This window comes from Clostridium sp. Marseille-P7770 (genome assembly GCF_902143525.1).
Taxonomy (GTDB): domain Bacteria; phylum Bacillota; class Clostridia; order Lachnospirales; family Lachnospiraceae; genus Pilosibacter.
Genome location: NZ_CABFVC010000006.1, coordinates 53,269 through 79,252, shown reverse-complemented (window position 1 = coordinate 79,252; position 25,984 = coordinate 53,269). Strand labels below are relative to the sequence as shown.

Below are 25,984 nucleotides of genomic sequence, written 5' to 3'. Positions count from 1 at the left end.
TCCTTTTTATTGTCTGTGTTCTTTCAGAAAGCGGATCTCTTCTGCATATCCCGGAAGCTCATTCGGAGTCTCCAGACAGAACGGCAGATCGCGCAGCTCCGGGTGATTGATCACCCTGACAAGCGCCTCCGCACCGATCTCGCCTTCCCCGATCCGCGCGTGGCGGTCCTTTCCGGCTCCCCGCACATTCATGCTGTCGTTCAAATGGACCGCTTTCAGACGGTCGAGACCCACGATCCGGTCAAACTCCGCCAGCACGCCGTCAAGATCATTTACAATGTCATACCCGGCATCCCAGACATGACACGTATCCATGCATACTCCCATCTTATCAGAAAGTTCGACTCTGTCAAGAATTTCCCGAAGCTCCTCAAAGCTTCTCCCGACCTCGCTCCCCTTTCCGGCCATCGTCTCGAGGAGTACCGTCGTGTGGAGATCCGGACGCAGGATCTCATTCAACATTTCTGCGATATAAGTGATCCCGGCTTCCACGCCCTGTTTTACATGGCTTCCGGGATGGAAATTGTAGAGATTTCCCGGGATCGCCTCCATGCGCTCCAGGTCATCCGCCATGGTCCGCTTCGCGAAATCACGGATCTTTTTGTCCGCTGAGCAGCCGTTTAATGTATATGGAGCATGGGCCACCAGCGTTCCGATCCCCAGCTCTTCCTTCAATTTTAAAAATGCCTGGATATCCTCATGGTCGAGCGGCTTTGCACTTCCGCCCCGCGGATTTCTCGTGAAAAACTGGAACGTCGTCGCTCCGATCTTTTCCGCGTCCTTTCCCATCGCGAGGAACCCCTTCGCAGAGGAGAGATGGCATCCGATATAAAACATTCCTGTTACCTCCACATGAATTTTTTCTCTCTGACTGTTCCGCCCGTAAAAAGTAACTCAGCGGGTACTCTGAAGATCAGCCTTTTTCTGTCTTCTCACCGGTTCCAGGAAAAAGACGGCTCCCCATATGAAGATCGCCGACAGGACAAGCTGCAGGATGAGGCTAAAGAAGACCCAGTGATCCGTGATCAGATTCCCGGCCTGACTTCCGAGAAAGTTCCGGATCGTAAAGTTTCCTCCGCCTCCCGCAACCTGACCTTCCAGAATCTGCGCGAACGTGATCGCCGGATTCGCGAGCAGCAGATAGACGGCCGCCCCGGAAGTCGGCTCAGGGATCGTCTCCCCCGCCCCCAGCACCATCATATTGATCTCTGTCTCCGAGATCCTCAGCAGGAACACATTCAGCATGTACGTCCCCACCACGAGGACCAGCATGATCCCGTAGGTGATGACATTCGAAAACGTCGAGCGCTTCATCAACGAAGAAGCGAAGATTCCGAGACTTCCGCAGTACAATGCAACGGTCACATAGCTGAACAGCAGCAGGAAGAGATCCTGCGAACTGATGCTCCCATAGATGAAGGTCAGCATCAGGACCGGAATACTCGAGAACACGAGGATCATCAGATGCGTGAACGCCGACGCGAGTTTCCCGATCACGATGTCGATCGGACGGATCTTTGTCGTAAACATCAGCTCCAGCGTGTGGCGTTCCCGCTCCCCGCTGATGCTGGCCGACGTCAGCGCCGGCATGATGAACATCAGCATCATAAACTCCAGGGCGGCCACGAATGTGTAGAGCTGTAAAAAATTCTCATAGGTGACGGATCCGCTCACCTTTACCTGCGCGATGCTCTGGTACATGTTTAAGAGCGCCACCAGAGCCAGGATCCCGTTAAAGATCAGGATGATGAGCGGGATCCGGAAACTTCTCGACCGGACCAGCATTTCCCTCTTATAGACCGGATTATTCTTCACTCGTCATCACCACCTTTTCCATATCATGATCCGTGATCTGCATGAAGATGCTCTCCAGGTCCCCCTGTTCTCTCCAGAATCCGCAGATCCCGATGTTGTGCGCTACCAGTTTTGCGAGAAGCATCGCCTCCGCGTCCTTTCCGCCGTGGAATCCCACGACGAGGTCGTTTCCTTCCACCGTGATCGTCCGGACCTCCGGCTCTGCCCTGAGAAACTGTACCGCCTCCCGGACATTCTCGACAACCTGGACACGGATCGGGTTCGAATCATTGACCTGCTTTAAGATATCCCCCATGTTTCCGGACAGAACGATCTTTCCGGCATCAATGATCCCGATATCGGTACACATCTGCGCCAACTCCGAGAGGATATGGGAGCTCACAAGGATCGTCTTTCCCTCCGCGCACAGCTCCTTTAAGAGCTCCTTGAATTCCACACGCGCTCTCGGATCCATCCCGGAGGTCGGCTCGTCCAGGATCAGAAGCTTCGGATCGTGGATCATCGCGCGGGCAAGGCAGAGCCGCTGCTTCATTCCGCGCGAAAGACTGTCCACGAAAAAATCTTCTTTATCCGCAAGCTTTACCTGTTCCAGGAGGTTTGTACACCGCTCTCTCGCCACCAGGCCGGAAAGCCCGTAACAGGAGGCAAAAAAGTCCATGTATTCCCAGACTTTCAGATTGTCATACAGACCAAATTCATCCGGAACGTATCCAAACAGGTCCTTCACCTGGTCCCGGTAGCAGAACGCGTCTTTTCCGTCGATCAGGACAGAGCCTTCATCCGCATTCAGGAGTCCCGTGATGATGCGGATCGCTGTGGTCTTTCCGGCTCCGTTCGGTCCGACAAAGCCGTAAAGCGCCCCCTCCGCAACCTCCATGTCGAGTCCGGAGAGCGCCTCAAAATTGCCAAATTTCTTTTTCAGTCCCTGTATCTTCAGCATCAGTTTTCCCTCCCCGTGACCATCAGGAGCGGAAGTGCCTGACTGGTTCCATTCTTCGCGTCATTCCCGCCGGAATAGCGAACCGTGATCTTTCCGTCCGCGGCAATGTAATCACTCAGTTCCTCTCTCGTAAAATCCTGTTTCCGGATATCGACCGGATCGTAGGTTCCCGTCTTCTCATTATAGAATGACGCTTCTCCGGAAAAGCGGTCGATATAGGAATATCTCGCATCCTCGAAAAACTGCTCCGAAACAGGCAGGAAGGAATATGTCCCGATCTGAATATCCGTTCCCGGATCATACTCCACGATCACCGGATCCGTTCCGTACAGGACCATGGCGTTTCCGTAGCTGACGCCCATTCCGGTACTCACAGACGGCTCCGCCATCTGACCACAGCGGTAGATCTCCCCGTCCTTTCCCATCTGACAACTCACCGGTTCCGTATAGAACGTCTTTCCGTCCTGGTCGTCATCAGGGATTCCAGCCGATTCCGCGTAGGATGACGGAATAAAGCCGCCGAGTCGGACTTCCGGGTTATATCTGGAATAATAATGATCCGCAAAATATTCTCCGAGACCGGATTTCTGAATATTTTCCATGTATTCCTCGTTCGAATCGTCCGCGCGGTCCGGATAGCCGCAGACCCGATCCGCGAGCAGCCATGTCATTCCGACCGGCCATACCAGAAGCTTCTCATTCTCCAGTTCGATCCTCTGTCCCGGCTCCAGATCGCCCAGGATCACGACCTGTCCGTAGAGATAGACCGCCGCATTTTCCAGCTTCACAGGCAGATGATTCTCAACATAACCGCTGATCTTTCCGCCCGATACCGTGAGACTGGCATCCGTTTTGCCCTGCATCTCTGTCTCCCGTTCCAGAAGAAAATACCGGGAGTCAAACGCTTTTGATCTTCTGCTGAAGATCACGGTGTCATCCGCCTCTTTCCGGATGCCAATCGCAGCCTGAATGTTCTTTTCAAAATTCTCCACGCGGACCGTATCATACCGTCCGCTCCTTGTCAGCGGGGAGACCCGGTAGTCCGGCGTGAGCTTCACGGAAAATCCGCTGCTGTCCGGCGTCCGGATATTTAAGAATGTCTTCTCACGGACGGTATCGTTCTCCGCATCCAGGATCGTCGCACTTGTACAGAACTCACTCGTGAATCTCGTCTTTCCCCCCATCGCCCAGATCACAACGCAGGCTGCTGCCGAAAAGACAAGCAAAGAACCGCCGTAATACCTGTTCAGTCCTTTTCTTTTCAGCATCAGATAGAGACCCGGCCCCGCGATGACCAGATATCCAAAGATCACAAAGCCGTAGAGGACAAGGTTCGGAAGCCGCTTCGCATTTCCTCCGCTCACAAGATTCTGGGCATTCCAGTAGCCGGCATCCCGGCCATAGGAATAGTAATAGATCCTGTTCAGTTCTTCCTCCCGGAACACCTCCCCGAGAAACCAGGCCGCGTAGGAAGAATTTCGTTTCACGAAGCCGGTGATCTCCGAAAGATCGATCCCCAGAACGCCGATCCGTCCGTTTCCGCAGCTCATGATCTTTAAGAGCGGGGTCCCGTCTGTGACCATCCGTTCCGAAGCACCAGGAATCTCCGCCTGCGCGTAGTTTAAGCGCACCTCAGATTCTGCCGGATTCTGATCCGCGTACTCGGTTCCCATTCCAATCCACACGGTCTTCGCGTCCTCCAGCGTGATATCCGTCTGCATTTCACTCAGGAGTTCCAGTGTTTTCCCGCCGTTTTTTCCGGTTCCGAGGATCAGGGTACCACCGTCGCTCACCCAGTCCGCCACGGCCTCTTTCTGTGCCTGGTCAAGAGTCCCGCAGTCGATCCCGTTTACAATGAGCAGGTCGAACATCGAAAGTCCTCTCGGGTCATCCGGAAAGTCCTCCTTCGCGATCTCGACCGTTTTCGACTGGACCATCCCGTAATTCAGACCGACTCCGTCGAGCCAGTTTAAGTTTCCCGGTCTGTTTTCGATAACTCCCGCAAGGAGACGGCTCTCTTCCTTTGAAACGTCAAAATCCATGGAGGTTTCCCCCATGGTCCTGTTTTTCGCGTCTTTTAATGTCAGATAGATCTTGCCGTTTTTCTGCCCCAGCGGGACGTAGAGCTCCATGTTCTTTGTCTCCGCAGGCGAAACCTCGACCGACCAAGAATATTCATACGGTTCCGCCGTCCCGTTGTTTACGCTCTCCAGCGTCGACACGGTAAGAGTCCCCTGAAACGCACTCTCCGACTGGCCGTAGAGGCGGATCTTTAACGGGACAAAACTCCCGAGCCTGGCCGTCTTCCCATACACGGCCGTGATGTCCAGAGCGACCGGAGCTTTCGCCTGTTCTTCCTGATCCAGGCTGACTCCGTAGAGTTCCGAATCCCCGGCAAAAGCGGGAAAGCTGTCCGCCGTCACAAGGACGGCAGCCATACACCCAAAAAGCAGATATTTTTTCGTCTGATTCATATATTTCCCCTGATATTCCTAGCGTGAAGCATTGCCTGCAAAATTTTCCTTATTCACATCAAAATCCACCTTCAGCTTTACGGTGAACACCGTTCCGTTCAGGTCACTGGCCACGCTGATCGTTCCGCCATGCATGTCCACGATGCTCTTTGCAATGGCAAGTCCCAGACCGGTTCCTCCGGTCTTTGATGAGCGGGACTGCTCCACGCGGTAAAATTTATTGAAGATCAGCGGCAGCTCCTCCGCCGGGATCACATAGCCGTAGTTCGTGACGGACACCGTGACTATATCGTCCTTCGCGAGCACCTGGACCAGGACTTTCTTTCCCTCGGCCCCGTATTTGATCGCGTTGTTGATCAGGTTGTCGAAAAGTCTCGCGAGGAGATTTCCGTCCGCCGTGATCACCTGGGACGGGACATTGCTCTTTAACTCGTAAGTCAGGTCCTTATCCATAAAACTCGGATAAAATTCCTCCAAAAGCTGACCGAGAAGCTTAACGATGTCCACTTTTCCGACGTTCATGGAAATCCTGCCGTAGTTCATCTTCGTAAAGCCGAAGAGATCTTCGATCAGTTTTTCCAGGCGTTTTGCCTTCACATAGGCGATATCGATATACTTTTTCTGCATCTCCTGGCTGATCGCCGGTCCGGAGGAGAGAAGCTCCAGATAGCCGATGATGGACGTGAGCGGTGTCCGAAGGTCATGGGCGACGTTCGTGATCAGCTCATTCTTCGTCCGCTCCGATTCGCGCTCCTTATCCATAAGCTTCCGGATATCTGCTTCCATCCTGTTCAGATTGGATGCCATTGCAGAGAATTCATCGTCTCCCACGACCTCGATCTGGGTATTCAGATCGCCTTCGGAGATGTTCTGGATCGCCATCGCGATCTTTCCGATGTATTTCATCGTCTTTCTCTCAAGCAGCAGAAGCGTGAGGGAAAAGACTCCGATCCCGATGAGGACATAGAGGATCGTCGTGATCGTCCCCATCCGGAAGATCTGGAAGATCATCATATTCGCGTACCTGGTCTGGTCCAGATATGCCAGCAGAAGGTTGATATTCATGATCAGGAACGCGTCCACCAGACATGCGATCAGGGCGCTGTAAAAGATATTGACCGCGATCTGCGTGTAAAAATTTCTGCTCCAGTCACTTTTCAATTTTGTATCCTACCCCCCAGACCGTCGTGATGATCTTATCCTGTCTCGTGTCTTCTTTCATCTTTCCGCGCAGTCTCCGGATATGTACCATGACGGTATTGTTTGCCTCGTATACTTTTTCGTTCCACACCTTCTCAAAGATTTCATCCGTGCTGAACACGCGGCCCGGATTCGACGCGAGAAGGTACAGGATATCGAACTCGATCGGAGTCAGCTTGATCTCCTCCCCGTACACGATGACCTTGTGGTTGTCTTTGTTGATCGAGAGTCCGCGGATCGTGATCTCGTTCTTTGCCGCCTTTCCGGTATTGCTGTTCGGGTTTAACTGGGTATAACGGCGGAGCTGGGATTTCACGCGGGCCGTGAGTTCAAGCGGATTGAACGGTTTTACCACATAGTCATCCGCGCCGGTCCCAAGTCCCAGGATCTTGTCGAGATCCGTTGATTTCGCACTCAGCATGATGATCGGGATATTGTTCGTCTCCCGGATCTTTCTGCACATCTCGAGTCCATCCATTCCCGGCATCATGATGTCCAGGAGCACCAGATGGATCTCCTCCTTTTCCAGGATCTCCAGTCCCTCTTTCGCATTGTTTGCCTTAAATACTTTATATCCATCGCTGACCAGGTAGATCTCCACAAGGTCCGCGATCTCTTTCTCATCATCCACAACAAGGATTGCGATCTGTTCCATGATTTGTCCTCCTTTGGGTTTTTCTTATGATTGACCTTAGTATCATCCTACCATATTTCGACCCTTTTTTCCTTACTTTTTTCTGAAAACTAAGAGGAAATTTTTACAAGTCACCACCACCCTTCAAAAGGGTGGTTTGCACTAGGGCTATAAGCCCACCGTTACTAGGCCAGCGTCTCAAGGCGCTGGCTTTCTCTTTCAGCTATGGGAATCCTGCTTACGCAGTCTTCCCACAGCTCCGTTCAAGCCATATTGCTCTTGACTCGTCGCTACCCCTTAAGGGGTGTTGATACTACTTAGCCTCAACCCTTGAAAGGGTCTTCATATTCTTTTACACTTAATTTATCCATTGCAATATCATGCTTTTCCTGATCTTGAATATATTTCTTGATTGTGGCTTCATTTAGTCCTACTGTACTAACATAATAACCTTCTGACCAGAAATGACGATTACCAAATTTATACTTTAAATTTGCGTGCTTGTCGAACATCATTAACGCACTCTTCCCTTTTAAATATCCCATGAATGAAGATACACTCATTTTCGGTGGAATACTTACTAGTATATGGACATGGTCCGACATCACATGACCTTCGATGATTTGTACGCCTTTATAACTGCATAATTGTTTTATAATGTCTCTAATGTCTTCTCTGTATTGATAATAGATTACTTTTCGTCTATACTTAGGTGTGAAGACGATATGATATTTGCACATCCATTTCGTATGTGCGAGTGAATTTTCTTTCTTCGCCATAAATTACCTTTCCTTTCTGCAATATAGCCTGAACAACTTTATTGTAAACGGAAAGGTAATTTTTTGTATAACAATCGACGCGCACCCGCATAGCGGGTGGTTTATTGTTTCGCCCATCTCCATTTTTCGGATCAGCGAAAAACTCCAATGGGCTCAACAGACTAAAGTCCATAATTTATGTTACAGTACACGGGCACTCCATGCCCGCGCACTGTAACAGGATTTTGCCGATGCTTCGCATTCCAAATCGGCAAAATCCGCGGCCATAACGGTATCATACGGAATTTTCAGTTCAGAAAATTCCTACCCGTGAAAAGTAACCAATTTATGCCATATTGCATGTTGTATTCTTCTCGATGAAAAAAGCAGCGGAACTACTCTCAGAGAATAAGTTCCGCTGCTTATCTTTCTTTTTATAATCCCAGCTCCTCAAACACGCCCTTCATGATGATCTTCACAGAACCGTCATCCAGGACTTTGTGGAGTCCGCTGTATTTTAAGAGATCGAAATATCCCATGGAACCGCCGGCTGCGCAGAGTTTGTAGTAGTCTGCCCATGCCGCTTTCCGGTCTTCCTTCATCTTTGTGTAGAACTCAAACGCCCCCATCTGGGCCATCGCGTAGTCCACATAGTAGAACGGATACAAGAAGATGTGCTGCTTCTGCATCCAGAATCCGCCGCCCTCAAGGAATTCGTTGCCGTCATAATCTCTCCACGGCATATAGATCTTTTCCAGGCTGCTCCAGACTGCTCTCCGCTCTATCGCGGTCATCTCCGGATTTTCAAAGACCTTGTGCTGGAATTCATCCACGCAGACCATATACGGGATCTTCATGAGAGCGTCCGCGAGGTGCTCTTTCCGGTACTGCTCCGCGCGGTCCCCGAAGAATTTCTCCATCCAGGGGTAAGTCCAGAGTTCCATGCTCATCGAGTGGATCTCCGCTATCTCACTTGTGGAGTGGCAGAGCTCCGGGATCTTCTGGAATTTTGCCGCTGTGAAACCGGCAAACGCATGGCCCGCCTCGTGGGTCAGGACATTCACATCGGCGTCCGTGCCGTTGAAGTTGGAGAAGATGAACGGTGCATGGTAGAGAGGAAGTGTCGTGCAGTATCCGCCCGCGCGCTTTCCATGTTTCGACTCCAGGTCGAAGAGATCATGTTCGATCATGAAATCGAAAAACTCTCCGCTCTCCTTCGAGAGTTCGCGGTACATCTTCTGAGCCTCACCGACCAGGTATTCCTTATCACCGACCGGGACCGGATTTCCGTCCGGGGAGGTCAGGGACTCATCGTAATAATAGAGATGCTCGATACCGAGTGCCTCTTTCTGGCGCTCATAGAGCTCCTTCGCAGCCGGGACAATGATCTCCCGCACCTGTTTCCGGAACACTTCCAGGTCTTTCGCCGTATAGTCGAAACGGCGGCGGCGCAGATATCCCATCGGGATAAAGCTCTCAAATCCGAGCTTTTTCGCCATTCCGGAGCGCACCTTCACGAGACCGTCATAGACTTCGTCGAGCTTCGGGGCGATCCCCGCATAGAGCTTCGCCCACGCCTCAAACGCCGCTTTTCTCTCAGTGCGGTCCGTACTCTGCATGTGTTTTAAGAGTCCGTATGTCCCGAGCTGCTCTCCGCGGAAATCCACGGTGGCCGCCGCCTGGGTCTTCATGTACTGGTTGACAAGCTCGGCTTCCTCCACCTGATCGTCCACAATGCACTCGTCGGAGAGCTGTTTCTGCGCTTCCATGTTCTGCAAGAGGATGGAGCCGAATTCTTTCTCCATCTCGCCTTTGAACGAGGATGCCACAATGACCTCTCCCATCTCTTTTTTCAGGATCCCGTATTTCGGCATCTGGCTGTTGAAATATGCCATCTCGCCCTCGTAGAAGCTGTCTAAAAGGTTGATCGTGTTCCGGATATGAGCGACTGTCTTTGCCGTCTCAAGCTCCGTATCCGCCTCCACGAAGTCCATGTAGGCATTTTTAAACTCCTCATAGCTCTTTGCTTCCTTTAACGCTGCGATATCCCCCGATACGCGCGCAAAGACTTTTTCCATGTCCGGACGGACATACTGAAGATCCGCAAATTTTTCCATGATAGTAACCCCTTTCCCAAAATGATGCTGCTTTCCGGTCTGTTCCCCATATTTTACAGACCGCAGCCGGTCCTAGCTGACTGCTACCCCGTTTTTCCGGAGGAATTTCCTTACATTCTCGTCCCATTCATTCTCCAGCGTCCGATCCATGGTAAACTGTTTCATGGACGTCCCCGTAACGCAGATCATCTCTTGGTTTTCATACTGGACATTGATGTAAAGTCCTCCTACCTGATCCGGACTGATCCCCGGAACTCTCCCGGAAACAAACCGGTCTCTTGCCGACGGCGGCATCAGAAATACGATCCGGAAGCTCTCCGGCAGCCGTTTTCCCCTGATCAGGGAGTAGCAGATCGGCTTTAAGCTCTTCCAGGAAGAATATTCTTCGATCCGGTTCTCCTCTAGCTCTTCTTCCGAAAAATATCCCTGACGGATCTTTCCGTCGATGGAAAACCGGTTCCAGGTCACGATCTCCGCTTCCCTGACAAGAAATTTATCAAAGATCTCCCCGATAAAAAGCCCTTCCGTAAATGCTTTCTGCTCTTCGACCTTTAATGCTACCATTGCTTACCTCCATATATTTTTTGCCGTTCCGTAACTGTTCAGCACCCTCACACCTACAGAAACCTCCCCTGGAGCTTTCCTTCGGATGCATGGCAAGTTACGAGCAAAAATCCATTCCAGATCGGCTTCGCCAATGGGATTTTTGCCTCCAATCCTGTGCTTTATTATGGTCAGCGCAGCAAGTGCGCAGACCTACTGAATAGTTACGCCGTTCCGTCTATGTGATCTCACAGTCCGCAAACAGATGCGCAGACCAGAGGGACCGTCATTCCGTCTCCTTACATACCGTCTCAAAGATCTCGAAGAAATCTGCCGATGTCTTCTCCCCGTCTGTGATGGAAAGATTTTTCCACAGACTGTCATCCTTCGCGAGATGGACCTTCGCCGCGTACTCCGAGTATGTCTCATAGAACGCCTCGTTCTTCTTCTCCCGGACCATCTCTTCCTTCCGGATCTTCGTCGCGGCCTCATCGTAATCGCTCACGCAGCGTAGAATATAATATTTTCCGTCTGCCCCGATCACATCGCTGATCTCCCCGGAAGCCAGCGCGTAAGCGACCTGCTCATATTCTTCTGACCTCATGCCTCTGGAGATCTTTTTCTCGATCTCCTGGTCCTCAGACACCTCTTTTGCGACCGTCATAAAATCCGTTCCCTCCGTCCGGACCTTTTTTAAGGTCTCATCCGCCTGATCTTTGTCGGAAAGTACGATCTCATCGACCGTGATGACCTTCGCCTCGCTGTCGCTGACCTCCAGATTGACATTTTCCGTCAGGGTCTCCACCAGTTTTTCCGCTTTCCAGTAGTCCTCATATAAGGATTCTGCCACATCCCGGGTGATCTCGAAGCTGTCCCCGGCGTTTTTCAGATTTTCCATATACTGAGCCGCCGCCTGCTTCACAAGCTCCCGCTCTTTTCCCGAGAGTGTGACGTTCTCCTCGTCGGCCATGCGGCTCATCGTCTTTAATTCCTTTAAAAAATCATGGATCTGGTTTACCAGAGTCTCCTCAAACGTGGTTCCGGACTCGTCCACCGCGACATCCCAGATCTTGTCTGTATATAATTCTTCATAACGGAGCCGCTCCGTGGTGACGATCACCATGGTCTCGGCTTTCCCGTACTCTCTTTCACTTTTTCTGCCGGAAAGCAGCGTCTCTTTCACGCCGCATCCGCAGACGATCACTGCCGTGAGGACGACCGCCGCAAGCGTCCTTCCCCACCGGTTCCATTTTCCCATATTTCTGTCCTCAAGCTTATGTTTTCCTGTGTCTCCCGCAACAGGTATGCAGACCTCACAGATCGTTGTCTGCAAGTATGTTTTATTACGTTCAGCACAGCAAGATGCGCTGACCTGCTGAATCAACCCGTCTGCACATTTATAAAGCACCAAGTTTTTTCAATTCCTGATATACAAGATGCACCGGAAGTCCCATCACATTCGCGTAAGATCCCTTTAATCCGTCGATATATCTTGCAAAAAATCCCTGGACCGCATACGATCCCGCCTTGTCCATCGGCTCCTCGGAATCCGCATACTCCCGGATCTCTTTTTCCGTCATCGGGGAAACATTCACGTCCGTCTCATCATAGAAGGAAACGACCGTATCCGCTTCTCCCTCCGGTCCTTTTTTCACGAGGCAGACGCCCGTATAGACCTGATGGCTGCGCCCCGCGAGACGCCTGATCATCTCATACGCCTCCTCGTGGCTCTTCGGCTTCCCGAGGATCTTTCCGTCCGCCGCGACGACCGTATCGGACCCAAGGATCACGGTTCCCTCCGGCATCTCTTTTGCCACATCGACGGCTTTCTGCTCTGCGAGACTCATCACGACCTCAGCAGGGACGTCCGATGTGATCTTCTCTTCCACATGGCTCACGATGATCTCCGGGACGATCCCGATCTGCAAAAGCAGTTCTTTCCGTCTCGGGGAACCGGATGCCAGAATGATCTTACTTTTTTCCATTTTTCTTTCCTGTCTGTCATTTCCTGTTATAGAAGAAAGAGGCGGTCTGACATAAGATCCAGCCGCCTCATCCTGTCATGAAGTCCAAAGTCATTGCACTTTACACGCCGCCTGCAGATCCGCTCCGCAGCCAGTCATGTGCTTTGCACGTTCCGGACTCCATTAGAAACTTAATTTATCCTCAAAATAGCTCTTTAACTCTGCGATCGGGATACGAACCTGCTCCATCGTGTCTCTGTCACGAACGGTTACAGCGCCGTCTGTCTCAGAATCAAAGTCGTATGTTACGCAGAACGGAGTACCGATCTCGTCCTGTCTTCTGTATCTCTTACCGATATTTCCTCTGTCATCGAACTCACAGTTGTAGTATTTGGAGAGTTCTGCGTATACCTTCTCAGCGCCCTCGTTTAACTTCTTGGATAACGGAAGGATGCCGACTTTCACCGGTGCGATCGCCGGATGGAAGTGCATAACGGTGCGGACATCGCCGCCCTCTAACTCTTCCTCGTCATATGCGGAGCAGAGGAATGCAAGTGTTACACGGTCTGCGCCGAGTGACGGCTCGATAACGTACGGGATGTACTTCTCGTTTACTTCATCGTCGAAGTAGGACATATCCTGTCCGGATACGTTCTGATGCTGTGTCAGGTCGTAATCGGTTCTGTCCGCGATACCCCAGAGCTCGCCCCAGCCGAACGGGAATAAGAACTCAAGGTCTGTGGTTGCCTTACTGTAGAAGCAGAGCTCCTCCGGAGAATGGTCACGCGCACGCATCTCGTCCGGTTTGATGCCGAGATCCTGCAGCCACTTGATGCAGAACTGTTTCCAGTATGCGAACCAGTCAAGGTCTGTACCCGGTTTGCAGAAGAACTCTAACTCCATCTGCTCGAACTCTCTGGTACGGAATGTGAAGTTGCCCGGTGTGATCTCGTTACGGAAGGACTTACCGATCTGTCCGATACCGAACGGAACTTTCTTTCTGGATGTTCTCTGGACATTCTTGAAGTTTACGAAGATACCCTGTGCAGTCTCCGGTCTTAAGTAAACGGTGTTCTTTGCATCCTCGGTAACGCCCTGGAATGTCTTGAACATTAAGTTGAACTGACGGATATCCGTGAAGTCATGCTTTCCGCAGCTCGGGCACGGGATCTGGTTGTCGTCGATGTACTTCTTCATCTGCTCCTGGCTCCAGCCATCGATCGGAGTTTCCGGCTCGATGCCTTTCTCTGCCATATAATCCTCGATGAGCTTGTCGGCACGGAAACGCTCTTTACATGCCTTACAGTCCATTAACGGATCCGAGAAACCGCCGATATGTCCGGATGCAACCCATGTCTGGGAGTTCATTAAGATCGCGCAGTCCACACCTACGTTGTACGGATTTTCCTGGATGAATTTCTTCCACCACGCACGTTTTACGTTATTCTTAAGCTCTACGCCCAGATTGCCGTAATCCCATGTGTTTGCAAGACCTCCGTAAATCTCGGAACCCGGATATACAAAGCCTCTGGATTTCGCAAGTGCTACAATTTTTTCCATTGTCTTTTCCATTGTGACTCTCCTCTTGATCTCTTCCGCACTGGTTTATGCGGAAAGTAATTCTATCTACAACCACCTGGGATTTCGGGGTAATTCCATCCCATCCGGCGTATTGCCATGATCACAGGATCTTAAACTGAAGATCCCGTCTCTCTAAGATCCGCGGATTTCCGCCGGATCCTTTTATCTGAAGATAATATAAGACGTCTCGCCTTCCGGCGTCTCGGCCGTATTCCCGTTTAAGGTCACGCCCTCGGACACATACTGGATCGCACCGTCCGTCTGGATCTTCGCGCTGCCGGTCACACAGGCCACATAAAGCTTTTTCTGTTTTGTGATGTCCACAGCGGATACTTCCGTCTTTTCATCGCCTGCTTTATAGAAATTTGAACCGACGATATAGCCTTTTTCCACTCCGTCCTGCACGGGAACCACATCCAGACTCTCGACCTGGATCCCGCTCTCCTCATCCGGATACTCCGCCGCAAAGCGAAGGTATTCCTCCGCATCCGGGAAGGTGATGAGAAGTTTCGCAGTCCCGTCCTTCACGGTACATTCCGTGATCTCAGCCTTTTTCTCACTGCTTCCGGACTGGTTTTCGCTCTCGAATGCGTCCAGCATCTCCTGCGCATAGGCTTTTAATTCATCGGCGCTGTAATAATCATTCTCGCAGATTTCCACATCTGCGCTGGTGACGGTGCCTTCCTTTGTGACATAAAGGCTGGTCTCCGTCGGGGCAAATGCGGTCTTTCCCACTCCGCCGCAGCCGTTTAAGGCAAATGCGAGAAGGAGAATGGCTGCCGCCGTCTGTCCTTTTTTCATAATTCCTCCTTGATCCTCAAAAACGATTTTTAAGGATAAACCTGTTTATGATACCGATGCTTCGCATTCCAAATCGGCAAAATCCGCGACCGCTACTGTATCATACGGAATTTTCAGTTCTGAAAATTCCTACCCGTGAAAAGCAACGAATGATCCATTGCCAAAAAAGTCAAAAAACCTTTAACATCATTTATATACAAGAACATCCAAAATGTCAAGTGAATGGAAGGTTTTATCCACAAATCGCCGCTTATTTTCCGCCACGCACTTTGTAAATTCTTCCAGGACTTTCTCCGTGACTGTAAAGGTGTAAAGCTTTTCCACCGGCGACGCGAGAACGTATTCCCACGTATAGATCGTGGAGTCTTCCAGTCTTCCCAGAGGCTTTTCCATGTACTCGCCGTTGATCTCCATGAGCTTTAACTCAAAGACAGCCCTCACGAGCCGGTTCGGGATCGCGCTCTTTAAGAGTGCCCGGAGGGACTGGTAGAGAAGTTTTAAGGTCTCGACTGCCTCCAGGTTCTCTCTCCCGTAATAGTCCGCGAACTCCAGAAAATAGGATCCGTAACATGCCGTCTCCATATTTTCCGTGATCTCCCGGAAGTAATTCTGTACCTCAACAGAGACGAGGGAATAGGCGTCCCGGCCCTCATAGAGGGAGAATGTGCCGAACACAAAGGGGGCTGAGGACGCCATCAGCGTACTTCCGGGTCTTCTCGCACCTCTTGCAAAAGCCGTGATCTTTCCCCGCTCGCAGGTTAAGATCACGAGTCTTCTGTCATATTCGCCCGCCGGGGCAGATTTAATGACCATCCCGGTCAGGACTACCTGTTCTCTCATTTCTTCGTTCCTTTAATAACCTCTTGCATCTGATCCAGAGCTTTCCTGCTACGGCCGCAGACAGAAATCTGTCTGCCTGACCAGCCCTGCTGCAGCAGAGTGATCAGATATCTTTCGAATTATATCCGTAGTTCTTCATATACAGCTCGGAATCTCTCCACTCCTTGCGGACCTTGACCCAGAGCTTTAAGTTGACCTTCGTGTCCATGAGGTTCTCGATCTCGATCCTCGCGGAGGTTCCGATGCGCTTTAACATCTGACCGCCTTTTCCGATCACGATCCCCTTGTGGGACTCTCTCTCACAGATGATCGTCGCGTCGATATCGAACATGCCGTTGTCGCGCTCCGTCATCCGCTCGATCGTCACTGCGATCCCGTGCGGGATCTCATCCGACATCATGCGGAGTGCTTTCTCACGGATCAGTTCCGCAGCGATCTGGCGCATCGGCTGGTCGGTCACGGTGTCCTCATCATAGTACTGCGGTCCCTCCGGCAGATACTGGAAGATCGTGTGGATCAGCGTGTCGGTGTTCGTCTTCTTCATCGCCGATACCGGGATCACCTCTTTAAAGTGGTATGCATCCTTGTAGGTCTCGATGGTCTTTAAGATATCCTCTTTCTTCACCGTATCGATCTTGTTGATGACGAGGATGACCGGTGTCTTTACGGTCTGCAGCACTTTTAAGATATGCTGCTCACCGGAACCGATGTAGGTTCCCGGCTCCACGAGCCATAAGATCACATCGACCTCGCGGAGTGTATGCTCCGCAACGTTTACCATGTACTCACCGAGCTTGTTTTTTGCTTTGTGGATCCCCGGTGTGTCGAGGAAGATGATCTGACCATGCTCGTCTGTATACACGGTCTGGATCCTGTTTCTCGTGGTCTGCGGTTTTTCCGACGTGATCGCGATCTTCTGTCCGATCAGGTGGTTCATCAATGTGGATTTTCCAACATTCGGACGGCCGATCAGTGTCACAAAACCTGATTTATATCCTTTTTTCATGAATTCTCCTTAGCTTTTTCAAAAACGTTTCCGTACTTTTCCCTGTATTTTTTCTTCCTGTCCCAGGTTCTGTTCCGGTCGGTGCAGATGGTATGCAGACCTGCCGAACAGTTCCCTTTGCAGTCTTTTTTCTTACTCAAATAACGGTTTGATCTCCTTGAACAGTTCCCTGTCCGCCTTGATCTTATCCTCATTTCCGACTACACACACAGCTCCTGTCTCAAGGACTGCCTTTGTGATCGGTGCGAGGGCGCGGATATCTTCCACGGTCGCGTTTAAGATCTCCTCGCGCTCTTTTTTCAGCATCTCATCCGTCACTCCGGAATACCATGCGGAGAGTCCGCGGCTTCCCTTTAAGGACGGAGTCAGCGGAGTATCAATATCGCTGATGGTTCCGATGACATATTTTGTCATCGTGCGCTCATCCGCCTCGAAATTCTCCAGATAATCCGGGATTCCGAGATAGATATCATCACTCTTCTTCACCTCCGGATCACGGTAGGAGACAAAATATCCCTCACCGGAACGCCCGATGCCGCTCATGCAGCCGTATGCACCGCCTTTCACGCGGATGTTGATCCAGAGATAATCATAGCTTAACATCACTTTTAAGATCCGCAGCGCGCCTGTGTAGGAATATCCGCTTCCCGCGAAGGTTCCGCAGTGTGCCACATAGTTGACCTTGGAGGAGGAAGTAAAGCCCTCATTTCTGTTCTCCTTCGGTGCTGTGAACGGATAGATTTTTCCGGTTCCTGCCGGGATCTTCTCAGAAAGCTTCTTCATCGCGCCTTCCAGATAAGAGAATCCTTCCTGGTCAGCTGTGTAGCTGACTGTCATGTTCTCTCTCGTAAAGAGCGCTGCCATCACACGCTTCAGGCCGGCAATGATCTCGTCTTTCTTTGTCTCAAAGTTCTTTGCCAGGTCCTCTAAGAATTTATAGTATCCGATCCCGCCTGTCATATCGTTGAAATAGGAAGTATCGGAGAAGTAGGAGGTCGCTCTCGCAACGGCCGCCGTGTGACCGGATCCCATGAGTTTCATCTGGGACTTTGACTTTCCTTCGCTCAAGATCTCATTTAAGCGCTTTTCATCATCGAGAACCGAGCGGTTGATGATCTCTTCCAGGATCTCGAATCCAAAGTCAAGTTTCTCATAGAGGACTCTCGCGCTGCAAACGAAAACTCCTGTGAAGCTTCCCGCTTTCGCAAGATCCGGATAGGAGGTTACGGAGAAGGAAACACCGCCGCTGTTTAAGAAGATCTCACTGCTCAGATCACTGTAGCTATAATTTTTTGTATCCACATATCCGAGGACGGATTTTAAGAGTCCGAGATACGGCAGGTCTTCCATCGGAACCCGGTTCGTATTGAAGAGGACCTTCAGATATCCGATCCCGGATGTAAACATCTCGTGGCGGACCACGGTGATGCCGTCAAGCTTTGTCTCCTCAAAGATCAGCTTCGCAGGCTCTCTTCCGATCTCATCTCTCGTCAGCATCGGAATCTTCTCGAGGTCTTCCTTCGGGGACGGGGTGTCCTGGTACTCTTTTAATTCCTTTGTCTGGCGGATCAGCGCATCGATTTCCTCTTTGGAGAGGCTGTCCTTGTATTCCTTTAACTTCTTTGCAGTCTGCTCTTCGATCCGGGCGGTAAGGTTCTTCTTCGGGCTTGCGATCACAACCGCCTCATACGGGTTGTCGAGAAGGTATGTCCTGATAAGTCCTTCAAAATATCCATGGTCAGCGCCCTCTTTTAAGGCTGCGAAGGTCTCCTCATACTCTAAGTGCATCATCGGATCGCCGCCGTAGAGCCAGCTGTCCAGGCACTGGAGACCGTACATGAGTCCCTTCGGCGCAGAACCGTAATCCGCCTCGCGGTACTGGAATTCGTAGTTGTTGATCCCGGCCTTCAGGCTCTTTTTCTCGATGCCGCCGTCCACCAGTTTTCTCAGTGTGGATTTTACGACTTTCACGAACTCATCTTTCTGCTCACGCTCTGCATTCTTTGCGATCACGGAGAAATACGGCTGCAGGATCCCATACTCGTAGCCGCCCATGATATCGTCGCCGATCCCCGCATCTAAGAGTGCTTTTTTAAGCGGTGCGCCCGGCGCATCTAAGAGCACATACTCCAGGATCTGGAACGCCACGTACTCCTTCGGGGAGAGCTCGTTTCCGGCCTGCGTGTTGATCGAGAGGTAAGTCGCATGGTCAAGGCTCTCAGACTCGGAGACGGAATAAAAGATCTCCCGCTCGATCGGCTCCTTGAATTTTTTCTGGATCCGGATCTCGGAATCGATTTCTTTTCTGTCGTACTTTCCGAGATATTCCTCATCGAGCCATTTTAATTTTTCCGCCATGTCCATATCTCCGTAGAGGTAGATATAGCTGTTGGACGGGTGATAATATTTATGATAAAACGCAAGATAATCCTCGTAAGTCAGCTTAACGATGTCCTCCGGGTCTCCGCCGGACTCCACGCCATAGCAGGTATCCGGGAACATTGCCGTGTGGATGAAGCTGTCCAGAACGCTCTCCGGGGAGGAAAATACCCCTTTCATCTCGTTGTATACAACGCCGTTGTAGGTGATCTCATCTTCCGGACTCTCGAGCTCATAGTGCCAGCCTTCCTGCATGAAGATCTTCTTCTCTTTTCCGATATTCGGATGGAAGACGGCGTCCATATATACGTCCATAAGGTTCTGGAAATCCGTCTCATTGCAGCTCGCGATCGGGTACACGGTCTTGTCCGGGTAGGTCATCGCGTTTAAGAATGTATTCAAAGATCCCTTTACAAGTTCCACAAACGGGTCCTTCACCGGGAATTTATCAGATCCGCAGAGCACGGTGTGCTCAATGATGTGCGGAACACCGGTGCTGTCCGCCGGCGGTGTCCGGAAACCGATGCAGAATACTTTGTTGTCATCCTCGTTGCTCATGAGGAAAATATTTGCCCCTGTTTTTTTATGCTCTAAGATCATACCGTCGGAATTCAGTTCCGGGATATGTTTTACCTGCCGAAGACGATACGCGTCAAGGGCTTTGACTGATTCGATCTGGCTCTCCATGTCTGAAAAAATCCTTTCTTTTTTACGCTATAGTCGTAACCGGATTGCTCCGCACTTCGTGCTCCCGCAATCCTGCCCCCCACATTCGTAATCCGCTCATTTTTTCTTCGAAAAAATGGCTACTTACTCATGTGGGGAGTGGGTCTCAAACTTATAATCCCGCCTGCAAGCAAGCTTGCGTCGGGCTTCTAAGCCGGCTGCTTTCGTAACCGGATTGCTCCGCACTTCGTGCTCCCGCAATCCTCAAAAACATTCGTAATCCGCTCATTTTTTCTGCGAAAAAATGGCTTCTTACTCATGTTTTTGGCGGGAATCAAGGTCATACTCTCTCCTGCAAGCAAGCTTGCGTCGAGAGCCTGACTTTGATCCCCTTGGTTACATATTCCCCACAAATTTGTCTTTTAATATCGCAAAACACTCTCTCACGCAAAAATGTACAAACAGCACGGGATCCGACTTTGCGGAGATGCCGCTGACGTTGGGGAGGCCGACGTGGCGGGCGATCCCTTTGGCGCGGAGTTCGTGGAAATTGCTGGTGAGGATCCCTACCCGGATCACGATCTCCTCATCCGGGGGGAGAAGATATCCGGATTCCGCCATGGCGGCGCGGAGTGTCGCACGGCGGATCCGCTCACGCTCTGTAATCAGCATTTTGCTGTATACCATATTTTCGTAAGTGCTGCGGGATGATTCCTCAAGAAGCAGCTGGTAATCCGGGACTCCGCGGCTCTTCATGTAGCGGTACATGGCGGATGCCTCCGTCACGTCCTCGTCATCCCCCTGTCCGCCGGAAAGCACAAATACCGTGTTCGGATGATATGCCGCGTACTCCACAGCCTTTTCCAGACGCCGCTCCAGCGTGCGGCTGATCGTATTTCCGCGCACCTGCGCACCGAGAACGATCACATAGTTGACGCTCTCTTTCTGAAAAGACAGCGCGCCGAATCCCATAAGGAGCTCCACAACGATGAAGATGAATGCGATCGCTGAAAAGAATGTGATCACAGCTACCTCGATCTGCACCGGTACTCTGTCACGGATCCTCGGATAAAACTTTCCCACGGCCGCCATGATAAAAAATCCCAGCGCCAGCACGATCCAGATGGCGGAAAATGAGGTTCCCGCACCGGAGTAGATCACGATCACACCATAATAAATGAGACACAATATTCCCAGGATGCCAAAAATTACTGTCACGATCATGCCTCCTTTCTAAATCCTGCACGCAGCCATTCAGCTTTGTCTTCTTTCCGGATCCGGATCTTACTCCGCCTCTTTCTTGCGGAGAATATCGTACTGCTCCACTTCCCCGTCCAGATCGATATAAAGGATCTGTTTCGGATGCGGTGCGCTCTCCTGGCTCTCGCCTTCCTCTGTGTAGATGCCGCGGACAAGCGCGGAAATATTTCTTCCATCCGGCTTCATGATCTCGATCGTCTCGCCGACAGAGAATTTATTCTTCTGCTCGATCTTCGCGAATCCTCTCGCATCCCGCTCTTCCACGGTTCCGAGGTAGATATAGTTCTTCACGTAAGTATTGCTGTCATAGATCTGGGTCTCGGAAGTCGGTTTTCCGAAGTAGAAGCCTGTGGTAAACTCACGATACGTACACTTTCCGATTTCTTCCTTGTACCACTCCATGTTCGCCTTATATTTTTCCGGGTCCTCCAGATAATCATCGATCGCTTTGCGATAGGTTCTCGCGACAGTCGCCACGTAGAGGGCCGTCTTCATGCGTCCCTCGATCTTAAAGCTGTCGATCCCCGCATCGATCATCTCCGGCACATGTTCGATCATGCAGAGATCCTTGGAGTTGAAGATATAAGTTCCGCGCTCATTCTCATAGACCGGCATGTACTCGCCCGGTCTTGTCTCCTCGACAACGGAATATTTCCAGCGGCACGGATGGGTACAGGCACCCTGGTTCGCGTCGCGCCCCGTAAAGAAGTTGCTGAGCAGACATCTTCCGGAATAGGAGATGCACATGGCGCCGTGGATAAAGCTCTCGATCTCCATGTCCTCCGGGATGTGCGCGCGGATCTCTTTGATCTCCTTTAAAGATAACTCTCTGGCGGATACGACGCGCTTTGCGCCGAGTTCATGCCAGAAAAGGTAAGTTCCATAGTTTGTATTGTTCGCCTGTGTGCTGATATGGATCTCCATATCCGGGAGAACTCTCTTAGCGATCGTAAAGACACCCGGATCCGAGATGATCAGCGCGTCCGGACGGATCGTCTTTAATTCCTCAAAATATGCCTCCACGCCCGGGAGGTCATCGTTGTGTGCGAGGATATTCGCCGTGATATATACCTTTACGCCGTGGTCATGGGCAAATTTGATCCCTTCCATGATCTCTTCGTTCGTAAAGTTTTTCGCTTTGGCGCGGAGTCCGAATGCCTCACCGCCGAGATATACGGCATCGGCGCCGTAGATCACGGCCGTCTTTAAAACATCAAGGCTTCCTGCCGGAATCAGAAGTTCTGTTTTTCTCATAACTAATCCTTTCCTGACCTGTTTTTTACACTGAGCGCGACCCCATCGCCCACCGGCAGGATCGAAGTCTCAAATTCATCCATATGTTTCAATGTGTACAAATACTCTCTCATTCTCTCATGGATCGTGCGGTCCCGACGCTCCACCGCGTAGCGGGATTCCATGATCGTCCCGTCCTGCAGGACATTGTCAGACATTAAGAGTCCGCCGTCTCTCAGCAGGCGCAGGATATCCGGCAGCCAGTTGATATACTGCCCCTTTGCCGCGTCCATGAAGATAAAATCAAAGGAGCCGGAAAGCCCCGCGAGGATCTCCCCGGCGTCGCCCTCCAGCAGCGTGATCTTTTCTTCCATCCCTGCGAGGCGGAAATTTTCCTTCGCCTCCGGGATCCTTTTTTCATATTTTTCGATTGTCGTGATCCGGCAGTTTTCCGGCATTACAGACGCCATCAAAAGCGCTGAATACCCCACCGCTGTTCCGACTTCCAGGATCCTGGCAGGGGAAACAAGCGTCACCATTGTCTTTAAAAGTGCCGCCGTCTCCCTGCGGATGATCGGAACTCTGTTTTTTACCGCAGTCTCCGCGATCTGTTCAATGAGCTCCCCATCCCCCTGATCCAAGGAATTTATATAAGCCGTAAGTCTGTTTTCCGTGATCATGATTTCGTATCTTCCTTCGCAGCATCTTCCGGACTTTCCTTTAAAATATCGATCAGCTCTTTGGAGTCCTTCGATGTATTTAACTCATAGGTTCCGGCCTTCACCTCGTATCCATAGCATTTTGCCTGGATCGTAAAGGTACGCGGATCACGGATCAGGCCGGCTTTCTTTAAGATCTTTCCGACCTCTTCCACCGACTCGTTTCCGGTGAGCTTCACGCTCTTCTCTGTTCCCGGCTCCGCCTCCATCGCCGGCGCATAGAAGATCCCGTGGCCAAAGGAGTAGGCACTTCTCGCCCCGGTGACGATCAGGATGGCAGCAAGTCCATACAGGATGATCCGTCCGGATGTGCTGATGACAAACAGGCTGATCTTGTTGATTTCTCGTGTTATCTTGCTCATATCATTCCCCTTGCATGTAGCTCCGCCGTGTATCTTCTTGTTTTCATGTGCATGAAAACAAGAAGACGGGGGCGTTCCCCCTATACTGAGCTGTGCCAAAAATTGCTTATGCAAGCAAGCTTGCAACACAATTTTCAGCCCAGCTCAGTGCACGGCTAACTGGGTTCATTTAAACTTCCATGATGATCGGAAGGATCATCGGGTTTCTCTTGATGCGCTTCCATAAGAAGTCGCTTAAGCTGTCGCGGATAATGTTCTTGATCTTGCCCCAGTCGGATACGTGGCGCTCTAAGCAGTCTGCAACAGCCTGATCCACGATCGCCTGTGCCTCCTCCATCAGATCCTCAGACTCACGCACGTAGACAAATCCGCGGGACACGATATCCGGTCCGGAGAGCAGGAGGTTGGAGTGTTTCTCAAGTGTCAGGACAACGATAATGATACCGTTCTGGGCAAGGTTCTGGCGGTCACGGAGAACGATATTTCCGACATCTCCGACACCGAGTCCGTCAACGAGAACGCCGCCGGCCTGTACATGATCGATCACATCTGCGCCGCTCTCACCGATCTCGAGCACATCTCCTGTGTGAAGCATCACAACGTTCTCTTTCGGGATGCCGAGAGAAATCGCAAGCTCCTTCTGTGCCATTCTGTGGCGGTACTCACCGTGGATCGGGATCGCATATTTCGGACGTACCAGAGAATAAACGAGTTTGATCTCCTCCTGGCATGCATGCCCGGATACATGGGTATCCTGGGAAATTACGGTCGCGCCCTTCATGGAGAGTTCGTTGATGACTCTCGATACGGCTTTCTCATTTCCCGGGATCGGGGTAGAACTTAAAACGACAACATCGCGCGGGGTAATGGATACTTTTCTGTGCATGGAGGACGCCATTCTGGAGAGAGCCGCCATGGACTCACCCTGGCTTCCTGTCGTGATGAGGACGGTATCCTCCTCCTTATAGTTCTTTAACTGCTCGATATCGATCAGGGTTCCGTCCGGGATGTTGATATATCCGAGTTCCTGTGCGGTTCCGATGACATTGACCATGCTGCGGCCTTCCACAACGACTTTTCTTCCGTACTTGCAGGCGGAGTTGATGACCTGCTGCACGCGGTCCACGTTGGAAGCGAATGTCGCAACGATGATCCTGTTCTGCTGGTGCTCAGCGAAGATCGCATCGAACGTCTTTCCGACCGTCTTCTCGGACATCGTAAAGCCAGGACGGATCGCGTTCGTGGAATCACATAAAAGTGCGAGCACGCCTTTCTTTCCGAGCTCCGCAAGTCTCTGGAGATCAGTCACGTCACCGAATACCGGCGTGTAGTCGATCTTGAAGTCACCGGTATTTAAGATGATTCCCGCCGGTGTAAATACAGCAAGAGCAGCCGCGTCCTCGATCGAGTGGTTCATCTTGATAAATTCCACGCGGAAGCAGCCGAGATTGATGGACTGTCCGTGTTTTACAACCTTGCGCTTTACGCTGCGCAGCATGTTGTTCTCTTCGAGTTTATGGTCGATCAGTCCCATAGTCAGCTTGGTCGCATAGACCGGCGCGTTCACCATTTTTAACACGTACGGAAGCGCACCGATATGGTCCTCATGGCCGTGGGTGATGACAAATCCTTTTACCTTCTCATAGTTATCTTTTAAGTAGGTTACATCCGGAATGACAAGGTCGATTCCAAGCATATCGTCGCTCGGAAATGCGAGTCCGCAGTCCATCACGATAATACTGTCGCCGTACTCGATGGCTGTCATGTTCATTCCGATCTGTTCCAGTCCCCCGAGAGGGATAATTTTGACTTTACAGTTTTCTGTATCATTTTTCACGTTCTTCACGATTCATAACCTCTTTCTTTTTTTCTTCATTTTTCCTGCACTCACTGCAAAGTCCGTAGAGCTTTACCTCGTGGTTCATCACGAGAAAGCCCAGTTTCTCCATCACTTCCGCCTCCAGGCTGTCTAAAAGGTCCGATTCCAGGGAATACACCTTTCCGCAGCCTGTGCAGATGGCATGGTGATGGCGGTGTCCCGATGCGCTTTCTTCACCGTTCAGCTCATACCGGGTAAAACCGTCATCAAATGTGACTTTGTCGATTACATGCAGATCTAAAAGGACCTGGACAGTCCTGTATATCGTAGCCAGTCCGATCTCCGGGCTGTTTACTTTCGCCAGATCATAGATTTCTTCCGCAGTCAGATGTTCCGCCGGGTGCGACGCAATAATATCCAGCACGATCATACGCTGATTTGTCACTTTTAATCCTGCCTTGCGAAGCAGTCCTTTTACTGTCTCATCGTTCATTTTCTCGTCTCCCAACATCTATCCCGCAAAAATTTACTCAGTCTTATCTCCGTCAGATAAGACCGGGTCAAACGCCCGTTGTGGGCGCGCATTGTCTTATTTTACTGTTTTTCCAGATCCACGTCGTCAAGAAGCTCTGCGAAGATCTTCATGAGTCCTTCCAGCTCGTCCTCATCTTCCACGAACTCATAGAGGGCATCCGCCTCCTCGGCGCCGGACATATCCTTTAAAATATAGCAGTCGCCTTCCTCATCGTCATCTTCCGCATCTGTGACGAGAAGATAGTTCGCTCCGTTTAATTTTGTCTCTTCCACAACGTAAAATTCGAGTGTCTGGTCATCGTCGACCAGTGTGATCTTTCTCTCTTCCATACATATTCT

23 protein-coding genes are annotated in these 25,984 nt (G+C 51.0%); all 23 read right to left on the bottom strand.

What is annotated here, in order from left to right; genetic code table 11:
• Window positions 1-6: 6 nt before the first annotated feature.
• The 23 genes from FN001_RS15055 to FN001_RS14945 all read right to left on the bottom strand — a co-directional run bounded on the left by FN001_RS15055 (window position 7) and on the right by FN001_RS14945 (window position 25,975).
• Window positions 7-837, bottom strand: a complete 831-nt coding sequence (locus FN001_RS15055) for a deoxyribonuclease IV (RefSeq protein WP_142412382.1) — start codon at window positions 835-837, stop codon at window positions 7-9.
• Window positions 838-894: 57 nt separating this feature from the next.
• Complete coding sequence (locus tag FN001_RS15050; RefSeq protein ID WP_142412381.1) at window positions 895-1,815, bottom strand: ABC transporter permease; 921 nt, start codon at window positions 1,813-1,815, stop codon at window positions 895-897.
• Window positions 1,805-2,755 (bottom strand): ABC transporter ATP-binding protein, encoded by a 951-nt coding sequence (locus tag FN001_RS15045; protein ID WP_118321126.1) that lies wholly within the window; start codon window positions 2,753-2,755, stop codon window positions 1,805-1,807. The genes FN001_RS15050 and FN001_RS15045 overlap by 11 nt, the downstream gene beginning before the upstream one ends.
• Window positions 2,755-5,229, bottom strand: coding sequence for a hypothetical protein (locus FN001_RS15040; RefSeq protein WP_142412380.1), 2,475 nt, complete (start codon window positions 5,227-5,229; stop codon window positions 2,755-2,757). Before FN001_RS15040 ends, FN001_RS15045 begins: the two co-directional genes overlap by 1 nt.
• An 18-nt stretch (window positions 5,230-5,247) precedes the next feature.
• Window positions 5,248-6,390, bottom strand: coding sequence for a sensor histidine kinase (locus FN001_RS15035; RefSeq protein ID WP_118532873.1), 1,143 nt, complete (start codon window positions 6,388-6,390; stop codon window positions 5,248-5,250).
• Entirely contained in the window at window positions 6,380-7,084 is a 705-nt protein-coding gene (locus tag FN001_RS15030; protein ID WP_118297076.1) for a response regulator transcription factor, read from the bottom strand. Before FN001_RS15030 ends, FN001_RS15035 begins: the two co-directional genes overlap by 11 nt.
• A gap of 302 nt (window positions 7,085-7,386) precedes the next feature.
• A complete protein-coding gene (gene tnpA / locus FN001_RS15025) occupies window positions 7,387-7,842 on the bottom strand; it encodes an IS200/IS605 family transposase (protein WP_142410635.1) in 456 nt (151 codons plus the stop codon).
• Between the two features lie 413 nt (window positions 7,843-8,255).
• A complete protein-coding gene (locus FN001_RS15020) occupies window positions 8,256-9,938 on the bottom strand; it encodes a M3 family oligoendopeptidase (protein ID WP_142412379.1) in 1,683 nt (560 codons plus the stop codon).
• A 72-nt stretch (window positions 9,939-10,010) separates the two neighbouring features.
• The gene (locus FN001_RS15015; protein ID WP_118532877.1) at window positions 10,011-10,502 is read right to left on the bottom strand and encodes a DUF5721 family protein; all 492 of its coding nucleotides are present in this window, start codon (window positions 10,500-10,502) and stop codon (window positions 10,011-10,013) included.
• A gap of 265 nt (window positions 10,503-10,767) precedes the next feature.
• Window positions 10,768-11,739, bottom strand: a complete 972-nt coding sequence (locus tag FN001_RS15010; RefSeq protein ID WP_142412378.1) for a peptidylprolyl isomerase — start codon at window positions 11,737-11,739, stop codon at window positions 10,768-10,770.
• Window positions 11,740-11,878: 139 nt separating this feature from the next.
• A complete protein-coding gene (locus FN001_RS15005) occupies window positions 11,879-12,466 on the bottom strand; it encodes a Maf family protein (RefSeq protein ID WP_118532881.1) in 588 nt (195 codons plus the stop codon).
• A gap of 162 nt (window positions 12,467-12,628) precedes the next feature.
• Complete coding sequence (locus FN001_RS15000) at window positions 12,629-14,017, bottom strand: glycine--tRNA ligase (RefSeq protein ID WP_118532883.1); 1,389 nt, start codon at window positions 14,015-14,017, stop codon at window positions 12,629-12,631.
• Between the two features lie 171 nt (window positions 14,018-14,188).
• Entirely contained in the window at window positions 14,189-14,827 is a 639-nt protein-coding gene (locus FN001_RS14995; RefSeq protein ID WP_142412377.1) for a hypothetical protein, read from the bottom strand.
• Between the two features lie 186 nt (window positions 14,828-15,013).
• Window positions 15,014-15,667 (bottom strand): DNA repair protein RecO, encoded by a 654-nt coding sequence (recO, locus tag FN001_RS14990; protein WP_142412376.1) that lies wholly within the window; start codon window positions 15,665-15,667, stop codon window positions 15,014-15,016.
• Between the two features lie 103 nt (window positions 15,668-15,770).
• Complete coding sequence (gene era, locus FN001_RS14985) at window positions 15,771-16,673, bottom strand: GTPase Era (protein ID WP_015555002.1); 903 nt, start codon at window positions 16,671-16,673, stop codon at window positions 15,771-15,773.
• Between the two features lie 132 nt (window positions 16,674-16,805).
• On the bottom strand, window positions 16,806-19,739 hold the full coding sequence (locus FN001_RS14980) for an insulinase family protein (protein ID WP_185911959.1): 2,934 nt from the start codon (window positions 19,737-19,739) through the stop codon (window positions 16,806-16,808).
• 375 nt (window positions 19,740-20,114) lie between these two features.
• Window positions 20,115-20,936 carry a YdcF family protein gene (locus FN001_RS14975; protein ID WP_486463526.1) on the bottom strand — a complete coding sequence of 274 codons (822 nt, stop codon included), beginning with the start codon at window positions 20,934-20,936 and terminating at the stop codon, window positions 20,115-20,117.
• Between the two features lie 66 nt (window positions 20,937-21,002).
• Window positions 21,003-22,232 (bottom strand): peptidase U32 family protein, encoded by a 1,230-nt coding sequence (locus FN001_RS14970; protein WP_118321136.1) that lies wholly within the window; start codon window positions 22,230-22,232, stop codon window positions 21,003-21,005.
• Window positions 22,233-22,234: 2 nt separating this feature from the next.
• On the bottom strand, window positions 22,235-22,891 hold the full coding sequence (locus tag FN001_RS14965) for an O-methyltransferase (RefSeq protein WP_118532889.1): 657 nt from the start codon (window positions 22,889-22,891) through the stop codon (window positions 22,235-22,237).
• Entirely contained in the window at window positions 22,888-23,292 is a 405-nt protein-coding gene (locus FN001_RS14960) for an endolytic transglycosylase MltG (RefSeq protein ID WP_118297088.1), read from the bottom strand. Before FN001_RS14960 ends, FN001_RS14965 begins: the two co-directional genes overlap by 4 nt.
• A 169-nt stretch (window positions 23,293-23,461) precedes the next feature.
• Window positions 23,462-25,129, bottom strand: a complete 1,668-nt coding sequence (locus FN001_RS14955) for a ribonuclease J (RefSeq protein ID WP_118297144.1) — start codon at window positions 25,127-25,129, stop codon at window positions 23,462-23,464.
• Window positions 25,119-25,604, bottom strand: coding sequence for a Fur family transcriptional regulator (locus FN001_RS14950; RefSeq protein ID WP_118297089.1), 486 nt, complete (start codon window positions 25,602-25,604; stop codon window positions 25,119-25,121). The genes FN001_RS14955 and FN001_RS14950 overlap by 11 nt, the downstream gene beginning before the upstream one ends.
• A 101-nt stretch (window positions 25,605-25,705) precedes the next feature.
• The gene (locus tag FN001_RS14945) at window positions 25,706-25,975 is read right to left on the bottom strand and encodes a DUF1292 domain-containing protein (protein ID WP_118297090.1); all 270 of its coding nucleotides are present in this window, start codon (window positions 25,973-25,975) and stop codon (window positions 25,706-25,708) included.
• Window positions 25,976-25,984: the final 9 nt, after the last annotated feature.

What these genes read in the sequence shown, in the direction of transcription:
- FN001_RS15020 (WP_142412379.1), bottom strand. Translation starts at nt 9,938, where the DNA reads ATGGAAAAATTTGCGGATCTTCAGTATGTCCGTCCGGACATGGAAAAA.
- FN001_RS14965 (WP_118532889.1), bottom strand. Translation starts at nt 22,891, where the DNA reads ATGATCACGGAAAACAGACTTACGGCTTATATAAATTCCTTGGATCAG.
- FN001_RS15055 (WP_142412382.1), bottom strand. Translation starts at nt 837, where the DNA reads ATGTTTTATATCGGATGCCATCTCTCCTCTGCGAAGGGGTTCCTCGCG.
- FN001_RS14970 (WP_118321136.1), bottom strand. Translation starts at nt 22,232, where the DNA reads ATGAGAAAAACAGAACTTCTGATTCCGGCAGGAAGCCTTGATGTTTTA.
- FN001_RS14950 (WP_118297089.1), bottom strand. Translation starts at nt 25,604, where the DNA reads ATGAACGATGAGACAGTAAAAGGACTGCTTCGCAAGGCAGGATTAAAA.
- era (WP_015555002.1), bottom strand. Translation starts at nt 16,673, where the DNA reads ATGAAAAAAGGATATAAATCAGGTTTTGTGACACTGATCGGCCGTCCG.
- FN001_RS14980 (WP_185911959.1), bottom strand. Translation starts at nt 19,739, where the DNA reads ATGGAGAGCCAGATCGAATCAGTCAAAGCCCTTGACGCGTATCGTCTT.
- FN001_RS15040 (WP_142412380.1), bottom strand. Translation starts at nt 5,229, where the DNA reads ATGAATCAGACGAAAAAATATCTGCTTTTTGGGTGTATGGCTGCCGTC.
- FN001_RS15045 (WP_118321126.1), bottom strand. Translation starts at nt 2,755, where the DNA reads ATGCTGAAGATACAGGGACTGAAAAAGAAATTTGGCAATTTTGAGGCG.
- FN001_RS15005 (WP_118532881.1), bottom strand. Translation starts at nt 12,466, where the DNA reads ATGGAAAAAAGTAAGATCATTCTGGCATCCGGTTCCCCGAGACGGAAA.
- FN001_RS14960 (WP_118297088.1), bottom strand. Translation starts at nt 23,292, where the DNA reads ATGAGCAAGATAACACGAGAAATCAACAAGATCAGCCTGTTTGTCATC.
- FN001_RS15010 (WP_142412378.1), bottom strand. Translation starts at nt 11,739, where the DNA reads ATGGGAAAATGGAACCGGTGGGGAAGGACGCTTGCGGCGGTCGTCCTC.
- FN001_RS14945 (WP_118297090.1), bottom strand. Translation starts at nt 25,975, where the DNA reads ATGGAAGAGAGAAAGATCACACTGGTCGACGATGACCAGACACTCGAA.
- FN001_RS15015 (WP_118532877.1), bottom strand. Translation starts at nt 10,502, where the DNA reads ATGGTAGCATTAAAGGTCGAAGAGCAGAAAGCATTTACGGAAGGGCTT.
- FN001_RS15000 (WP_118532883.1), bottom strand. Translation starts at nt 14,017, where the DNA reads ATGGAAAAGACAATGGAAAAAATTGTAGCACTTGCGAAATCCAGAGGC.
- FN001_RS14995 (WP_142412377.1), bottom strand. Translation starts at nt 14,827, where the DNA reads ATGAAAAAAGGACAGACGGCGGCAGCCATTCTCCTTCTCGCATTTGCC.
- tnpA (WP_142410635.1), bottom strand. Translation starts at nt 7,842, where the DNA reads ATGGCGAAGAAAGAAAATTCACTCGCACATACGAAATGGATGTGCAAA.
- FN001_RS15030 (WP_118297076.1), bottom strand. Translation starts at nt 7,084, where the DNA reads ATGGAACAGATCGCAATCCTTGTTGTGGATGATGAGAAAGAGATCGCG.
- recO (WP_142412376.1), bottom strand. Translation starts at nt 15,667, where the DNA reads ATGAGAGAACAGGTAGTCCTGACCGGGATGGTCATTAAATCTGCCCCG.